A 16,201-nucleotide genomic window follows, 5' to 3' on the forward strand; every position below is an offset into this window, starting at 1 on the left:
TCCGGCCCGGTCATGCCTTGACCAGACCCTGCCGGGCGGCGCCGCCCAGCGCCAGGTAGACGTCCTCCAGGCTGGGCGTGGTGAGGGTGAAGTCGTCCAGGGCGGCGAAGGCGGCTCCGCCGGTGACCGTGGCGACGACGGCGCGGGCCTCCTCGGGCGCGAGCCGCAGCGTCCAGCGGCGCCCCGAGCGGGCGGCCCGGTCCTGGAGGGCCGCGACCTCCGGGACCTCCAGCGGGGCGCGCTCGCGCCACACCAGTTCGACCCGCACCTCTCCGGAGACCCGTTCCTTGAGGCCGGCCGGGGTGTCGCAGGCGATGACCCGCCCCCGGTCCAGGACGGCGACCCGGTCGAGGACGGTCTCGGCCTCGATGACGTTGTGGGTGACCAGCAGCACGGTCGTGCCGTGCTCGGCGCGGCGCCGGTCCACGGCGGACCACACCGCGCGCCGCGCCACCGGGTCCATGCCGGTGGTGGGTTCGTCGAGCACGAGCAGCGGGCGCTCGCCGACCAGCGCGGCGGCGAAGCAGGCCAGACGGCGCTGGCCGCCGGAGAGCTTCTTGAGCGGGCGCCCGGCGATCGGGGTGAGGCCCAGCTCGCCGAGGACGGCGTCCCGCTCGGCCCGCGCCCGCCGGACGTCCAGACCGCGCAGTCGGCCGGTGGTCTCGGCGGCGAGCGAGACGGTCAGCTCGTCCAGGGCGGTGGACTCCTGGCCGAGGTAGGCGAGGACACGGGCGGCCCGCTCGGGGTGCGCCACGATGTCGTGGCCAAGGATCTCCACGCTGCCGCTGTCGGGGCGCATCAGCCCGGTGAGCTGCCGCACCAGGGTGGACTTGCCGGCGCCGTTCGGGCCGAGCAGCCCGAAGATCTCACCGCGCCGCACCTGGAGCCCGATGTCGTCGGTGGCCCGCACCTCGGGGGTGGCCGGGGTGCCGCGGCGGCCCCGGGCGGCGGGGTAGGTCTTGGTCAGTCCGCGCACCGCGCACACGACGTCGTCCGTGTGCCGAAGTCCGGGTGCCGCGCGCGTACTCACAAGGGTCTACCCTACAGGCCGTCTTTTGGCGTCCGCAGGCGTCCAGGGTTTATGCGCCTTCCCAGGTCAGCGCCGTATTTCCCATGCAGTCCCCTACATTCCGCGGGAGCGGCGTGAGAGGACGTGAGACGGCGAAGCCCCGGCCGGTGACGTTCCCCGGCCGGGGCTTCGCCCTTCCCTGGGTCAGCTCCGCTCCCCGTCCTCCGGCTCGCCGCCGCCGGGAGCGGCATCCGAGGCTTCACCAGCTGTGGCGGGGTCGCGGGTGGTTCTGACCTGTAGCCACCCGTCCGCACCGAACAGCTCGATCAACTGCGACAGGTGGACTCGGGCCATGCTGCGGCCGGACATCTCTTCGGTGGTCACCCGCGCCCCTCCAGGTCCGCCCACACCTGCTTGCCCCACGGCAGCGGGTCGGTTCCCCAGCCTGCCGCCAGCTTCTCCACGAGCGCGAGGCCACGCCCGCCCTCGTCCTCGGGACTCGAGTGCCTACGTACGGGGTGTCGCTGGGAGAAGTCCACGACGGCGACACGCACCCGGTCCTCTTCGGGCCGATCGACCGTGATCCGGATGGATTCCCGCCGGGCGTGCTGCACGGCGTTCGCCACCAGCTCGGTGACGATCAGGGTCCCGTCGTCGGCCAGCTCCTCCAGGTCCCAGACGGATAAGGCGACGCGGACCAAGCGGCGCGCGGTGGCGGCGCTTCCGGGCTCGCGCGGCAGGGTCTCGCTGTACCCGGGGTGCCCGGTCGGGCGCGGAGAGGCGGCCATGATCACCGGACACGCTCCCCCGGCCTGTGCCCCGCCCAGGGCTCTGCGAGGCGGGGGCGGGCAGACGGCGCGGCGTACGAAAGAGGTCATGGTCTCAACCGTGACGACGCCGCTCCGCCGGTTCAATGACAGTCTGGCGCGCCATCAGTCCGAAGTGTCAAAGGCGTAGTTCAGAGCGGTAGACCCACCAGGTCGGCAAGTTGACGCGTCTCGGTGGTGAGGGTGCGCCGACGGGCGATCGTGTCGGCCAGCGTGTCCCGGGCGTAGGGCTGCTCTGCGATCCATTCCGGGGCCTCGGCCGCGACCTCCCCCAGCACTTCGAGCGCGCGGCCGTGCTGACGCGTCATGGTGTACGCCTTCGCCACATCGAGCCTGTGACGGTGGTACTCGGACCCGGTGCCGCCCTTCAGCCGGGGGGCGATCTCCAGCACCTCGTCCGGCCGGTCCGTCACGACACCCTGTTCGGCGGCCTTGTACGCCACCGTGGCGGGCCCCCAGGTGGCGATCCGCACGTCCCCGTGGCGAAGCGGCCCCGTGGCGACGGCCGCCGACCGGGCGAGGCGCAGCATGTCGGCGGCCTCCCCTCCCCGGTTGTCCCGGAGGGCGGCTGCGTGTCCCTGGATCAGCAGCCACCCCCAGGCGGCGATCTCTTCGGCGGTCGCCCGGGACATGCGGGGTTCGGCGTCGTCCGCCCACTTCACCGCCATGGCGCGAGCAGCGTCGAACCGTCCCTGCCTCACCAGCAGCCATGTCCAGGTGGTGACGACGCTTGCGGCCCGCAGGCGGTCCGGGGCCTCGTCCAGGGCGCGGCGCAGCGCGGTCTCGGCCGCCGCGAACTGCCGGGCTCCGGTCAGGGTCGATCCGGCGATCTGGAGCAACTGCGCGCGGGCCGCCCGTGCGGCCGGGGAGTCCCCGAGGGCTTCGGCGTCCCGCAGCAGCGGCACCAAGAGGTCCGCGGCCTCTCGCATCCGCTTGCCGAAGTGGGCGGCCCTGACGGTCTCCAGGCCGTCCAGGACGCCCCGGGTCGTCGGCTCCTCGTCGGGCTGCTCGGCGGGGCGTTCCACGGCGCGCTGGAGGGCTTGCCACAGCGCGGGCGCGGGGTGGGACTCGGCAGGCGCACGCGCCACCAGCGTGGTGGTGGACACCCGGAGGGCGGCGGCCAGCTTCCGCGCGGTCTCCATGCGGGTGTCGGCCACCACGCCCTGTTCCAGCTTGGTGATCAGCGAGTGGCTGACCTTCGATGCTCGCGCCAGGTCGCGCTGCGAGAGACCGCGCCGCTTGCGGACCTCCCGTAGCCGGTCGCCGAGGCCGTGTTCATCTGACATGGGCCCTCCTTCGGTGCTCCCTCCGAAGGTACCCAGGCAGCGCGGTTCTGTGGTAACTACGGGATGCCGTTTGCTCGCTCGTGCGAACCGTGCCGCCTCACTGGTCCGCGTACAGCGCTCGAAGGTGGCTGCTCAAGCGGTGCTGGAGCGAGTCCAGCACCGTACGAGCCGCTGCCGCGTCCTGGTTCGGCTCTTCGGCCACTCCAGCACGCCGTGACCTGTTCCGGCCATGTCCCGAAGGAGACCGGCCATCACGTCCGGCGCCCACCTCCGCCGCTCCGGCGTCAGCTCCATGGAGTCCGACGCCCGGTTCATCGCAGCGAAGCAGGACCGTGCGGAGCAGACACAGGAGACGAGCTGGGGGCGCCCGTGAACACACGGGCCCTCCGGGAGCAGACGTACGGTTCACGAAGCGCCCCGGGCTTCGCCCTGTCCGGCTCCACGACGCGCGGCACTCGCGCCTCAAGGCACTGGCTGTGGCAGGCGTGCGGACATCGTGCTGGCCCCGGGGCCCGGGTCAGTCGCCCGCCGGGACGTGCTCGGCGTCCGTCCGGACGTCGATCTCGCGCCAGAACCCGGCCCGGATGGCGTACCGGTCGTGCTCGTCGATCTGGTCGTCCTTGTGGGCGAGCAGTCCGAACCGGGCGGCGTAGCGCAGCAGCTCGCCGTCGACGCGGTGCGGCACCCGCGGGTACATCGACGACAGCTTCTGGAGGTGGGCCTGGTCGCCGAGGCGCTCCACCCAGCGGCGGGCGAACACCTGTCCGACTTCGTACGGGTCGCCGCCGACGGTCGTGATGTCCTCCTCGCGGTCCGCCCAGCGCTGCTCGGCCGTGGTGAGCTGGGCGAGGGTGGGCATGGAGGCGGCCTCGGGCGGTTCGGTGGCCGTGCCGGGGCGGTCCACCCAGCCCTTGTCGGAGGACCAGCGCAGGGTCGCGGTGGCCGGCTGCCGGTCGGCGCCCTGGGCCCCGGGGGCGCGCAGGGCGGCGAGGTCCTTGGGGGTGGGGACGCCCTTGGCCGCGGGCAGCCGCTCCTCGGCGGCGGCGCGCTCACCGGCGTCGGCCGGGTGGCGCGGGCGGTCGGCGGGGCGCTCGCGGGACGCGGAGAGGCCGGACTCGGGCAGCGGCGCGGAGAGGATCGCGGCGATCTCGGGCCGGGGCACCGGCGGTGGGGCGCACACCCCGCCCGCCTCCTTGGCGCGGACCGCCTTGGTGATCCAGGTGCGGTCCAGGACGCGGCGCTCGTCGGCCTCGGCGACCAGGTCCTCGGACTGGTTGTAGTCGCCGTCGGCGGCCTGTACGGCCCACAGGTGGACGGCGACGCCGTGCTCCTTGGCAGCCATCATGCCGGGCAGCAGATCGCCGTCGCCGGTGACCAGGACCACGTCCGAGCAGGCGCGGTTGCGGGCCAGTTCGGTCAGCTCGGCGTGCATGGCGGCGTCCACGCCCTTCTGCGCCCAGCGCCCGTCGCTGCGGGTGAGCGCGCCGAGCCGGACGGTGACCCGGGGCATCACGCGCAGCCTGCGGTGCTCGGGCTGCGGGACGCGGTCGGGGGCGCCGTCGAACCAGTAGATGCGCAGCAGCGGGCGCTCGGTCTCCGACTCGGCCTGCTCGCGCAGCCCCTGGATCAGGGCGGCATGGTCGACCGTGATCCGGGACCGCGACGGCTCACCGGCGAGGAGGCTCGCGGCGGCCCCCAGCAGATACCCGGCGTCCACCAGGACGATGCAGCGGTCCACGCGATCCACCCTCTTTCCGGGGAGGTTGCTCAGGGAGGTGCTTCGGGCTTGTTTCGAGTCTGCCCGACCACGACCGGGTTAACGGCCCGAACTCGATCTTCGGCGTGGCGTTTCGGCGGCCCGCGGTCCGATGCCCCTTGTTACATACGGTAATTATCCGACATGCGTTCATTGTCGCCATATGTGAATCTGGTCGCGGCCCTGGCCCCTAGACCCCCTTCAGGAGGCTGATCACCATGGCCAAGAACCGCAAGCAGGACCGCAGCAAGCAGAAGGCGTCCGTGGGCGCGGGCGGCCCGCGGGAGTCGGAGCACTCGGTGTCGGAACCGCAGTCCGAGCACCACGCGCCGCAGCTGAGTCCCACCGAGGTGGCCCGCAAGGGCCGGCAGAAGCGCTTCGGCCACAACTGAGACCGGCACGAGGGCCGTTGACCGGGCCCTGGCACCCGCGAGGGGCGTACCCGATGCGCACGGGAACGCCCCTCGTCGTCGGTCCGGCCGCCGGACTCAGCCCGCCAGGCAGGACGGGCCGAGCAGGACCTTCAGATCGCCGAAGAGGGCGGGGTCGGGCTTGACCCGGTGCCGGTCGAGGCGCAGCACGGTCGTCTTGGACGGGCCCTGGAGCTTGATCCGGACCTCGCTGTCGCCCCGGTGGTGGGTGAGGATCTCGCCGAGGCGGCTGACCATGGGCGGGGTGATCCGGGTGGCCGGGATGGTGAGCACCACGGGCGCGTTGGCGCCCGCGTTGGACAGGTCGGGGACCTGGAGCTCCATCGCGACCAGGCGCGGCACGTCTTCGCGCTTGTCGAGGCGTCCCTTGACGAAGACGACGGCGTCCTCGACGAGTTGGGTGGAGACGAGCTGGTACGTCGCCGGGAAGAACATGCACTCGATGGAGCCGGCCAGATCCTCGACGGTGGCGATCGCCCAGGCGTTGCCCTGCTTGGTCATCTTGCGCTGGAGGCCGGAGATGATGCCGCCGATGGTGACGACCGCGCCGTCGGCGTGCTCACCGCCGGTGAGCTGGGAGATGCCCGCGTCGGCCTTGTCGGAGAGCACGTGTTCCAGGCCGAACAGCGGGTGGTCGGAGACGTAGAGGCCGAGCATCTCCCGCTCCTGGGCGAGCAGATACGTCTTGTCCCACTCCTCGGTGGTGAACTCCACGTCCAGCCCGAAGCCGGGTTCGCCGCTGGGCTCGTCGCCCATCCCGCCGAAGAGGTCGAACTGCCCCTCGGCCTCCTTGCGTTTGACCGCGACCACATTGTCGATCATCGGCTCGTACTGCGCGGTGAGGCCCTTGCGGGTGTGGCCCATCTCGTCGAAGGCGCCGGCCTTGATCAGCGACTCGGTGGTGCGCTTGTTGCAGACCACCGCCTCGACCTTGTCGAGGTAGTCGGGGAAGGAGGAGTACTTCCCCTTGGCCTTGCGGCTCCGGATGATCGACTCCACCACGTTGGTGCCGACGTTGCGGACGGCGGAGAGACCGAAGAGGATCACGTCGTCGCCCTGCGCGGCGAAGTTCGCCTCGGACTCGTTGACGTTGGGCGGGAGCACCTTGATGCCCATGCGCCGGCACTCGTTGAGATAGACCGCCGACTTGTCCTTGTCGTCCTTGACCGAGGTCAGCAGGGCCGCCATGTACTCGGCCGGATGGTTGGCCTTCAGGTAGGCGGTCCAGTACGACACCAGTCCGTACGCGGCCGAGTGCGCCTTGTTGAAGGCGTACCCGGCGAAGGGCACCAGCACGTCCCACAGCGCCTGGATCGCCTCGTCGCTGTAGCCGTTCTTCTTGGCGCCGGCCTGGAAGATGGTGAAGTTCTTCGCCAGCTCGTCGGGCTTCTTCTTGCCCATCACCCGGCGCAGGATGTCGGCCTCGCCGAGCGAGTACCCCGCGATGATCTGCGCGGCCTTCTGCACCTGCTCCTGGTAGACGATCAGGCCGTAGGTGACGGCCAGGACCTCTTCGAGCGGTTCCTCCAGCTCCTTGTGGATCGGGGTGATCTCCTGGAGGCCGTTCTTGCGCAGCGCGTAGTTGGTGTGCGAGTCCATGCCCATCGGACCGGGCCGGTACAGCGCCGAGACGGCGGAGATGTCCTCGAAGTTGTCCGGCTTCATCAGCCGCAGCAGGGAGCGCATCGGCCCGCCGTCGAACTGGAAGACGCCCAGGGTGTCGCCGCGCTGGAGCAGGTCGAAGGTCGTCGGGTCGTCCAGCGGCAGCGCCAGGAGATCGATGTCGATCCCCTTGTTGGACTTCACCATCTTGACGGCGTCGTCCATGATCGTCAGGTTGCGCAGGCCCAGGAAGTCCATCTTCAGCAGGCCGAGCGACTCACAGCTCGGATAGTCCCACTGCGTGATGGTCACCCCGTCGGTGTGCCTCACCCAGACCGGGACGTGCTCGGTGATGGTCTCGCTGGACATGATCACACCGGCGGCGTGCACGCCCATCTGCCGGACCAGGCCCTCGACGCCCTTCGCGGTGTCGATGACCTTCTTCACGTCCGGCTCGTTCTCGTACATCGCGCGGACCTCGCCGGCCTCCGAGTACCGGGGGTGCGAGGAGTCCGTGATGCCGTTGAGATCGATGCCCTTGCCCAGGACATCGGCCGGCATCGCCTTGGTGATGCGGTCGCCCATCGCGTACGGGTAGCCCAGCACCCGCGCGGAGTCCTTGATCGCGTTCTTCGCCTTGATCTTGCCGTACGTACCGATCATGGCGACCTTGTCGGCGCCGTACTTCTCCGTGACGTACCGGATGACCTCCACGCGCCTGCGCTCGTCGAAGTCGATGTCGACGTCGGGCATGGAGATGCGCTCGGGGTTGAGGAACCGCTCGAAGATCAGACCGTGCGGGATCGGGTCGAGGTCGGTGATGCCCATGGCGTACGCGACGATCGAACCGGCCGCCGAGCCTCGGCCGGGACCGACCGCGATGCCGTTGTTCTTGGCCCACATGATGAAGTCGGCGACCACGAGGAAGTAGCCCGGGAAGCCCATCGAGATGATGACGTCCATCTCGTAGTCGACCTGCTTCTGGCGGTCCTCGGGGACACCGCCGGGGAAGCGGCGCTCCATGCCGCGCCGGACCTCCTCCTTGAACCAGGTGACCTCGGTGTAGCCCTCGGGGATATCGAACTTCGGCATCAGGTCGCGCTTCTCGAACATGCCCGTGGTGTCGACCATCTCGGCCACCAGGAGCGTGTTGGCGCAGCCCTGCTGCCAGGCGTCCGAGGAGTCGATGGCGTACATCTCCTCCGTGGACTTCAGGTAGTAGCCGGTGCCGTCGAACTTGAAGCGGTCGGGGTCGGAGAGGTTCTTGCCGGTCTGGATGCACAGCAGGGCGTCATGGGCGCCGGCCTCGTGCGCGTACGTGTAGTGCGAGTCGTTGGTGACCAGCGGCGGGATGCCGAGCTTCCTGCCGATCTCCAGCAGGCCCTCGCGGACCCGGTGCTCGATGTCGATGCCGTGGTCCATCAGCTCCAGGAAGTACCGGTCCTTGCCGAAGATGTCCTGGTAGTCGGCGGCGGCCTTCAGCGCCTCCTCGTCCTGGCCCAGACGCAGCCGGGTCTGCACCTCGCCCGAGGGGCAGCCGGTGGAGGCGACGATGCCCTGGGACCACTGGGCGATGGTCTCCTTGTCCATGCGGGGCCACTTCTGGAGCCAGCCCTCGGCGTAGGCGTCGGAGGAGAGCCGGAAGAGGTTGTGCAGGCCCGTGCGGTCCACCGCCCACATCGTCTTGTGGGTGTAACCACCGGAACCGGAGACGTCGTCGCGCTTCTGGTGCGGCTGGCCCCAGCGGATCTTGCGCTTGTTGCGCCGGGACTCGGGCGCGACATACGCCTCGATGCCGATGATCGGGGTGACCCCGGCCTTCTGCGCGGAGTGGAAGAAGTCGTACGCCCCGTGGAGGTTGCCGTGGTCGGACATGGCGATGTGCGACATGCCCATCTCGTTGCACGCGTCGAACATGTCCTTCAGCCGCGCGGCACCGTCCAGCATCGAGTACTGGGTGTGGACGTGCAGGTGCGTGAACGGCGGCTTCGACACGGTGCGGCCTCCTGGGAGAGCTCTCGGCGACGGGCTGCGGACAGTCTGGGGGACAGCGTCGAAGTCTATGCCCCGGCACTGACACCCGGAGTCCGGCCGGGCGTACCTTCGGCGGGGAACCGGGCACTCCCCCGCGGCGCCGGACGTTGACCGGGAGGACCCGAGGACCCGAGGACCCGAGGACCCGAGGAGCCGGAGAGCCGGGCGACCCGCCCCGGCCCCGCCCCGGTCTCCCACCGTCCGCCCATGTCACGCACCACCCCCAGGAGGCACCCGCGATGTCGGTCCCCCAGCTCAGCGACGAGCAGCGCGGCGAGGAGATCCTCGCCGTCTTCGACACCGCCTTCGGCGAGCTGCTGGCTGCCGACCCGGCCGCTTTCCGCGTGAAGTTCCGCAAGATGGCGGCCTCGGCCTTCGCGTTCTACCGGGGCACGGCGTGCCTCTTCTACCACGACCTGGCCGCCCAGGGCCCCGGCGGGGACGGCGCGCGGGCCGCCGCCGGACCGTATCTGGACGAGCGCACCTCGCGCGTGTGGATCCACGGCGATCTGCACGCGGAGAACTTCGGTACGTACATGGATTCGAACGGTCGGCTGATCTTCAACGTCAACGACTTCGACGAGGCGTACGTCGGCCCGTTCACCTGGGACGTCAAGCGTTTCGCCGCCTCCGTCGCCCTGGTGGGGTACGCGAAGGCGCTCGGCGACCGGCAGATCACCGAACTGGTGAGCGTCTACGCGCGCGCCTACCGCGAGCGGGTGCACGCCCTGGCCACCGGCGCCAAGAGCGACGAGGTGCCGCCCTTCACCCTGGACACCGCCGAGGGCCCGCTCCTGGACGCGCTGCGCGACGCCCGCTCGCTGACCCGGTTCGGCCTGCTGGAGTCGATGACCGAGATCCGCGACTTCGAGCGCCGCTTCGCGCCCGGCGGCGGCTCCGTCGAGCTGGACGCGGCCACCCGCTACAAGGTGCTCGCCGCCTTCGACGGCTATCTGGAGACCCTCCCGGAGTCGTCCCTGACCCGCCCGGACTCCTACCGCGTCAAGGACGTCGTGGGGCGCCGGGGCATCGGCATCGGCTCGGCCGGGCTGCCCTCGTACAACATCCTGCTGGAGGGCAACAGCGACGCCCTGGAGAACGACGTCGTGATCTACATCAAGCAGGCCCAGACCCCGGCCGTCTCGCGGCACGTGACCGACCGGGCGATCCGCGACTACTTCGAGCACGAGGGCCACCGCACGGTGATCTCCCAGCGCGCCCTCCAGGCGCACGCCGACCCGTGGCTGGGCTGGACCGAGCTGGACGGCGCGGGGCAGCTCGTCGCCGAGGTCTCGCCGTACGCCGTCGACCTGGACTGGGGCGACATCGACGACCCGGAGGAGATCGCACAGGTCGTCGCCGACCTCGGCCGGGCCACGGCCGCCATGCACGCGGCGGCCGACGACCAGTCCGGCGAGTCCCTGGTGCCGTTCTCCACCGAGCGGGCCATCGACGCCGCCATCGCGGCCGACGAGGAGGGCTTCGCCCCGATGCTGGTGGACTTCGCGCACACCTACGCGGCCCGCGCGCGCGAGGACCACCGGATCTTCGTCGACCTGTTCCGCAACGGCCGTATTCCGGGTCTGTGACGACAGGGACGTTCACAGGGACCCTTTAGGGGCGCCTTACCGGCGGACGTGCCACACTCTCCTTCTGCTATGGACATATCCGGGACCCGACTCAGAGCCGTGCGCGCGGCGCTGTTCACGGCTGTGGTCGTGACGCTCAGCACCGCGTCGCACATCCTGCTGTCCCAGGTCCCGCTGCCGCTGAACACGGTGGCCGCCGTCGCGGGCGCCGTGTTCGTCCTCGCCTACGCCCTGGCGGGCCGCGAACGCGGCTTCGGCCGGATCGCCGCCCTGCTGATCCCGCTGGAACTGGCCGCCGACACCGTCTTCACCACCGGCCAGCAGGTCTGCTACGGCAGCGCGGGCGGCCCGCTCGCCGGTCCGCTGCGCTCGGTCGGCTGGGACGTGCTGTGCGGCAGCAGCACCCATGTCGGCACGCCGCTGGCCCGGATGACCGGCGCCGACACCGACCGGCTCGCGCTGCTGCTCGCGCACGCCGACCCGGCGACCGCCTGGCTGCTGCTGGCCGCGCACGTCGCCGTGGGCCTGCTCGCGGCGGGCTGGCTGCGCCGCGGCGAGCGGGCGCTGGCCCAGCTGGTGCGGGCGGTGGCCGCGACCACCTTCCGGCCGCTGCTGCTCGCGGTCGCGGCGGTCACGGTCCGCCGGCGCGGCACCGTCCGGCGCCCGACGCGCCCCGCGCCGCACCGCACCGCCCTGCGCGCCCGCCTCCTCGTGCACTCCCTGGGACGACGCGGTCCGCCGCGCCCGGCCGTCCGCGCCCACCGGCCCGCCCTCGCCCTCGGCTGAGGGGCGGCACCGGTCCGGGCCGACCGGTCCCCACCACGTCACACGTACGTCCGCGCACCAGGCTGCGCGGCCCACAGGGAGAACACCACCATGAGCAAGCGGAACAGCCAGTCGGCGAAGACGGCGGCCCGGGAGCGGCTGCGCGTCGAGCGTGAGCGCGAGGCGAAGCGGGCCAAGGTCAGGCGGCAGGTCATCGTCGGCGTCTCGGTCGTCGCGGTGCTGGCGGCGGCGGGCGGCATCGGCTATGCCGTCGTCCAGGCCAACAAGCCCGGCCACTGGGAGGCCGTGCAGGACGAGAAGGTCGTCGCGCCCGCCAACACCTCGGGCAAGGACGGCACGACGGTCGTCTTCGGCAAGAGCTCGGCCGCCAAGACCCTCAAGGTCTACGAGGACCCGCGCTGCCCGGTCTGCGCCCAGTTCGAGCAGACCGTCGGCGCGACCCTGAAGAAGAACATCGACGACGGCAAGTTCAAGATGCAGTTCATCTCCGGCACCTTCCTGGACGACCACGACCAGGGCGAGGGCTCCAAGAACGCGCTGAGCGCCCTCGGTGCCGCGCTCAACGTCAGCCCCGAGGCGTTCCTGGAGTACAAGACGGCGCTCTACTCCCCCAAGTGGCACCCGGACGAGAACGACGACAAGCTCAAGAGCGACAGCTACCTCATCCAAATAGCGGACACCGTCCCGGCGCTCAAGGGCAACGCCAAGTTCCAGACCGCCGTGAAGAACGGCACCTACGACGCCTGGGCCATGGCCATGTCGAAGTCCTTCGACGACAACAAGGACGGCGTGAAGGGCACCCCGAGCCTGGTCATGAACGGCAAGAAGCTCACCACCCCCGGCTCGGACAACGCGCCGATGACGGTGGAGGACTTCGACTCGGTGGTCGGCGCCGCGCTGAAGGGCTGACCCGGCCGGGCCGCTGCGCGCCGGATCCGTCCCGGTTCGCACGGCCCTGCGCCAATCCCCGCTGAAGAGCGGGCGAACTTTCCCCGTTCGCCCGCTCTTTGCGCGTACCGGTCAGTAATGTGATCGGCCGTGACCAGCCGACACAGAGCGTCCGACCCTGCCCAGACCCCTCTTCGCGCCGACGGCCCCGCGCCGGGCCCGCGCCGCCGTACCGTCGTCAAGGCCGCCGCGGCCGGTGCCGTCCTGGCCGCGCCGCTCGCCGCCGCGCTGCCCGCGCGCGCCGCGACCGGGGCGCCCGCCTTCCTGCACGGGGTGGCCTCCGGCGACCCGCTGCCCGACGGCGTCCTGCTGTGGACCCGGGTGACCCCGGTCCCGGAGGCCCTGCCGGGTTCCGGTGCCGGTCCCGACACCGAGGTGAGCTGGGCGGTCGCCACCGACCGGGCGTTCACCACCGTCGTCGCCCGCGGCTCCACCGTCGCGAGCGCGGCCTCGGACCACACCGTCAAGGCCGACATCCGCGGCCTGCGGCCCGCCACCGACTACTGGTTCCGCTTCTCGGCCGGCGGCACCGACTCGCCCGTGGCCCGCACCCGGACCGCGCCCGCCCACGACGCCGCCGTGTCCGGCCTGCGCTTCGGCGTGGTCTCCTGCGCCAACTGGGAGGCCGGCCGCTTCGCCGCCTACCGCCACCTCGCCGACCGCGGCGACCTGGACGCCTGGCTGCACCTGGGCGACTACATCTACGAGTACAGGTCGGGCGAGTACGCGGCCCGGGGCACCGTCGTGCGCCCGCACGAACCGGCGCACGAGATCCTCACGCTCGCCGACTACCGGATCCGGCACGCCCGCTACAAGACCGACCCCGACCTCCAGGCACTGCACCACCGGGCGCCGGTCATCGCAATATGGGACGACCACGAGTTCGCCGACAACGCCTGGTCGGGCGGCGCGGTCAACCACACCGAGGGCGCCGAGGGGGCCTGGAGCGACCGCCAGGCCGCCGCCAAGCGCGCCTACTTCGAGTGGATGCCGGTGCGCCCGGCGATCGCGGGCACCACCTACCGGCGGCTGCGCTTCGGCAAGCTCGCCGATCTGTCCCTGCTCGACCTGCGCTCCTTCCGCTCGCAGCAGGCGTCCACCGGCTCGGGATCGGTCGACGACCCGGACCGCACCCTCACCGGCCGTGCCCAACTGGACTGGCTCAAGGCGGGCCTGGCGGCCTCGGACACCACCTGGCGGCTGGTCGGCAACTCGGTGATGATCTCCCCGTTCGTCGTCGGCGCGCTCTCGGCGGACCTGCTGAAGCCGCTCGCCGAGCTGCTGGGGCTGCCCCGGGAGGGCCTGGCGATCAACACCGACCAGTGGGACGGCTACACCGACGACCGCCGCGAACTCCTCGGCCATCTGCGGGGCAACGCCATCCGCAACACCGTCTTCCTGACCGGGGACATCCACATGGCGTGGGCCAACGACGTGCCGGTGGACGCCGGGACCTATCCGCTGTCCGCGTCGGCCGCGACCGAGTTCGTGGTCACCTCGCTGACCTCCGACAACCTCGACGACATGGTCAAGGTCCCCGAGGGCACCGTCTCGGCACTGGCCGCGCCGGTGATCCGGGCCGCCAACCGGCACGTCCACTGGGTCGACACCGACCGCCACGGCTACGGCGTCCTGGACATCACCGCCGAGCGCGCGCAGATGGACTACTACGTCGTCTCCGACCGCACCCGGGCGGACGCCACGTCGTCCTGGGCCCGTTCGTACCGCACCCGCAGCGGCACGCAGAAGGTCGAGCGGGCGTACGACCCCGTCTAGGACCAATGCCGGTGACTTAAGTTCTGTCCTGCCGTGTGATGGTGACGGTGTCCGGCGCGGGGGGTGTCCAGTTGGAATGCTCGGCCCGTTTGAGCGGCCAGTTGGACATCTTGCGTTTGATCACTCGGGGGCAGGTGCGGTGGCGGCGTGGGGGCAGGAGGCGTTCGGCGATCTCAGCGAGGGTGCGGGCCAGTGCCCGGGCGAGTCGGCCGGGGGGAAAACGCCGCCTGGGCCGGGACCTGGCGGCGCACGATCCGCAGGGACCGGGTGAAGGACAGGCGGTCAGGGTCCAGACCCTCGCGCAGGGCGCTCTGGTGCATCAGCTGCCGGACGGCGTGGTGCACCAGGAGGAAGCCGTAGATCTCCTGCTCCACACCCCACGGGTATTTCGAGCGCAGGACGAGCTTCGGGCCGCGTTGGTGAGTCTTGATCTCGTCCAGCGTGGTCTCGATTTCCCACCGCTGGGCGTAGAGCGCGGCCAGCTCCCGCGCGGGTGCTTCCTCTGGATCGAGCAGGCTGGTGATCAGGCGGTAGACGGTGGCGTCGCCGGTGCGGGCGAGGGTGTACTCGATCACCCGGACCACCACCGGGTTGCGGCGGCTCCTGCGGTCCTTTTCGGCATGGACCGTGCTGAGGCAGGAGCCGTCGCCGAGGACCTGGGTGACGGGCAGGACCGCGCTCTTGCGCACCCGCCACAGCAGGTCCGCGCCGCTGTCCCGGGCGGCCTGCCACAACTCGAATCCGTAAAAGCCCCGGTCGGCGAGCAGGAGCATCCCTTCCCGGAGCCGGGAAAACAGCTGCCGGGAGAGTCTCTGCTCGCTCGCCGACTGCGGACCGATGACGGCCCCGAACACCGTGTGGGTGCCGCATTCCGCCAGCGCGACCAGCCGTGCCTGCGGGAACGCGGCTGCTCCGCGCGTCGAGGCATGGCGGCCGAAGAACTCGGCGTTGGCCGCCGTGTCCGCCACGTCCAGGGACGTGCCGTCCACCGCGACCAGACGCCGGTGCCGGTACCAGGCACCCGCCGTCCCGGGCACGGCCACCGGTCGGCAGACCCGGGCGAACAACGCCCTCAACGGCTCCACACCAAGACGCCGGCGTGCCCGGCCGATCGCGGCGGTCGTCGGCACCCGCCACGACCGCCGCCCATCACCCAGCCCCTCGCCCAGCAGCCGGGCGACCTCCTCGTATCCCTGCCCGAAGAACAGGCACATCGCGAGAACGAAGTAGACCACCACCCGCGCCGGCAGCAGACGGCTGCGCTGCTCGGTCCGGCCGCTCTCGGCGATCACCTCATCGACCAGACGAGACGGAAACGCCTGCGTCAGCACCCCGATCGCGATCCGGTCCGACAACCGCTCATCCGCAGGCACCCTGACCTGCCCCACCCTCGCCACACGAAAGACAACGAGGCACAGCCGTCTAAGTCACCGGCATTGCGTCTAGGACCTGTCCGGGCCTCTTCGGCGCGGGCTCAGCCGATGCTGTCGAGGAAGCCGAGCGCCACCCGCCAGGTGGCCTCGGCGGCCTCCGCGTCGTAGTCCGGCAGGTCCGGGTCGGTGTAGAGGTGGCCGGCCCCGGCGTACCGGTAGATCTCGACGTCGGCGCCGGTGCGGCCCATCTGGAGGTACCAGGCGCTCAGCCAGTCGTCCGTCTCGAACGGGTCCGGCTCGGCCACGTGCAGCTGGACGGGCAGCTCGTCGGCCTGGGCGCCCGGCGCGATGTCGGACGTGCCGTGCAGGAGCAGCAGGCCGCGGGCCTTGTCGTCGCCGAGGGCGAGGGTCTGCGCGACGGAGGCGCCGAAGGAGAACCCGGCGTAGACCAGGCCGCGTTCCGAGTAGGGGGCGGCGGCCAGCACCGCCCGTCTGAGCAGTTCGTCCTTGCCTGTCTCGTCCTTGAAGGCCATGCCCTCCTCGACGGAGTCGAACGTACGGCCCGCGAAGAGATCGGGCGTCCACACCTCGTGCCCGGCGGCGCGCAGCCGGTCGGCGGCCTGCCGCACCGCGGGGGTGAGGCCGTAGGTCGAGTGGAAGAGCATGATGTTCATGAGGCCATGGTGCCAGCCGGGTACGACGACGCCCGAGCGCACCCGCCCGGATGTGAACGTCCTGCGTGGGCCTCGCCACACGGGCCCGGCCCTACCCACGAACCGCCGGA

The 16,201-nt window shown here is 71.3% G+C and carries 13 protein-coding genes; 5 read left to right on the forward strand and 8 right to left on the reverse strand.

What is annotated here, in order from left to right; genetic code table 11:
• Nucleotides 1-10 precede the first annotated feature (10 nt).
• The 5 genes from R4Z62_RS07890 to R4Z62_RS07910 form a co-directional block, all read right to left on the reverse strand.
• Complete coding sequence (locus R4Z62_RS07890) at nucleotides 11-985, reverse strand: ABC transporter ATP-binding protein (protein WP_064532503.1); 975 nt, start codon at nucleotides 983-985, stop codon at nucleotides 11-13.
• Between the two features lie 228 nt (nucleotides 986-1,213).
• Nucleotides 1,214-1,393 (reverse strand): hypothetical protein, encoded by a 180-nt coding sequence (locus R4Z62_RS07895; RefSeq protein WP_491519414.1) that lies wholly within the window; start codon nucleotides 1,391-1,393, stop codon nucleotides 1,214-1,216.
• Complete coding sequence (locus R4Z62_RS07900) at nucleotides 1,390-1,797, reverse strand: ATP-binding protein (protein WP_491521850.1); 408 nt, start codon at nucleotides 1,795-1,797, stop codon at nucleotides 1,390-1,392. The genes R4Z62_RS07895 and R4Z62_RS07900 overlap by 4 nt, the downstream gene beginning before the upstream one ends.
• A 170-nt stretch (nucleotides 1,798-1,967) precedes the next feature.
• Nucleotides 1,968-3,122 carry a helix-turn-helix domain-containing protein gene (locus R4Z62_RS07905; protein WP_491519415.1) on the reverse strand — a complete coding sequence of 385 codons (1,155 nt, stop codon included), beginning with the start codon at nucleotides 3,120-3,122 and terminating at the stop codon, nucleotides 1,968-1,970.
• 517 nt (nucleotides 3,123-3,639) lie between these two features.
• The gene (locus R4Z62_RS07910; RefSeq protein WP_064532505.1) at nucleotides 3,640-4,860 is read right to left on the reverse strand and encodes an NYN domain-containing protein; all 1,221 of its coding nucleotides are present in this window, start codon (nucleotides 4,858-4,860) and stop codon (nucleotides 3,640-3,642) included.
• Nucleotides 4,861-5,096: 236 nt separating this feature from the next.
• Between R4Z62_RS07910 and R4Z62_RS07915 the strand changes: the two genes are divergently transcribed.
• Entirely contained in the window at nucleotides 5,097-5,270 is a 174-nt protein-coding gene (locus R4Z62_RS07915) for a hypothetical protein (protein ID WP_173860813.1), read from the forward strand.
• 96 nt (nucleotides 5,271-5,366) lie between these two features.
• Here the strand turns inward: R4Z62_RS07915 and dnaE are convergent, their stop codons facing one another.
• Nucleotides 5,367-8,906: a DNA polymerase III subunit alpha gene (gene dnaE, locus R4Z62_RS07920; RefSeq protein ID WP_064532507.1), complete on the reverse strand. Its 3,540-nt coding sequence runs from the start codon at nucleotides 8,904-8,906 to the stop codon at nucleotides 5,367-5,369.
• Between the two features lie 278 nt (nucleotides 8,907-9,184).
• Here dnaE and R4Z62_RS07925 point away from each other — a divergent pair, with 278 nt between their 5' ends.
• From R4Z62_RS07925 to R4Z62_RS07940, 4 genes are all read left to right on the forward strand, one after another.
• The gene (locus R4Z62_RS07925) at nucleotides 9,185-10,534 is read left to right on the forward strand and encodes a DUF2252 domain-containing protein (protein ID WP_064532509.1); all 1,350 of its coding nucleotides are present in this window, start codon (nucleotides 9,185-9,187) and stop codon (nucleotides 10,532-10,534) included.
• Nucleotides 10,535-10,603: 69 nt separating this feature from the next.
• Nucleotides 10,604-11,320 (forward strand): hypothetical protein, encoded by a 717-nt coding sequence (locus R4Z62_RS07930; protein WP_355479844.1) that lies wholly within the window; start codon nucleotides 10,604-10,606, stop codon nucleotides 11,318-11,320.
• A 90-nt stretch (nucleotides 11,321-11,410) separates the two neighbouring features.
• Nucleotides 11,411-12,229: a thioredoxin domain-containing protein gene (locus R4Z62_RS07935; RefSeq protein WP_064532513.1), complete on the forward strand. Its 819-nt coding sequence runs from the start codon at nucleotides 11,411-11,413 to the stop codon at nucleotides 12,227-12,229.
• A 129-nt stretch (nucleotides 12,230-12,358) separates the two neighbouring features.
• Nucleotides 12,359-14,044 carry an alkaline phosphatase D family protein gene (locus R4Z62_RS07940; RefSeq protein ID WP_491519416.1) on the forward strand — a complete coding sequence of 562 codons (1,686 nt, stop codon included), beginning with the start codon at nucleotides 12,359-12,361 and terminating at the stop codon, nucleotides 14,042-14,044.
• Between the two features lie 173 nt (nucleotides 14,045-14,217).
• Here the strand turns inward: R4Z62_RS07940 and R4Z62_RS07945 are convergent, their stop codons facing one another.
• Both R4Z62_RS07945 and R4Z62_RS07950 read right to left on the reverse strand, forming a co-directional pair.
• Nucleotides 14,218-15,441: an IS4 family transposase gene (locus R4Z62_RS07945; protein ID WP_491519417.1), complete on the reverse strand. Its 1,224-nt coding sequence runs from the start codon at nucleotides 15,439-15,441 to the stop codon at nucleotides 14,218-14,220.
• A 77-nt stretch (nucleotides 15,442-15,518) separates the two neighbouring features.
• Complete coding sequence (locus R4Z62_RS07950) at nucleotides 15,519-16,091, reverse strand: dienelactone hydrolase family protein (RefSeq protein ID WP_064537309.1); 573 nt, start codon at nucleotides 16,089-16,091, stop codon at nucleotides 15,519-15,521.
• Nucleotides 16,092-16,201 lie beyond the last annotated feature (110 nt).

The sequence above is a fragment of the Streptomyces sp. PL-25 genome, assembly GCF_058344915.1.

What these genes read in the sequence shown, in the direction of transcription:
- R4Z62_RS07900 (WP_491521850.1), bottom strand. Translation starts at nt 1,797, where the DNA reads ATGGCCGCCTCTCCGCGCCCGACCGGGCACCCCGGGTACAGCGAGACC.
- R4Z62_RS07905 (WP_491519415.1), bottom strand. Translation starts at nt 3,122, where the DNA reads ATGTCAGATGAACACGGCCTCGGCGACCGGCTACGGGAGGTCCGCAAG.
- R4Z62_RS07935 (WP_064532513.1), top strand. Translation starts at nt 11,411, where the DNA reads ATGAGCAAGCGGAACAGCCAGTCGGCGAAGACGGCGGCCCGGGAGCGG.
- R4Z62_RS07950 (WP_064537309.1), bottom strand. Translation starts at nt 16,091, where the DNA reads ATGAACATCATGCTCTTCCACTCGACCTACGGCCTCACCCCCGCGGTG.
- R4Z62_RS07915 (WP_173860813.1), top strand. Translation starts at nt 5,097, where the DNA reads ATGGCCAAGAACCGCAAGCAGGACCGCAGCAAGCAGAAGGCGTCCGTG.
- R4Z62_RS07930 (WP_355479844.1), top strand. Translation starts at nt 10,604, where the DNA reads ATGGACATATCCGGGACCCGACTCAGAGCCGTGCGCGCGGCGCTGTTC.
- R4Z62_RS07925 (WP_064532509.1), top strand. Translation starts at nt 9,185, where the DNA reads ATGTCGGTCCCCCAGCTCAGCGACGAGCAGCGCGGCGAGGAGATCCTC.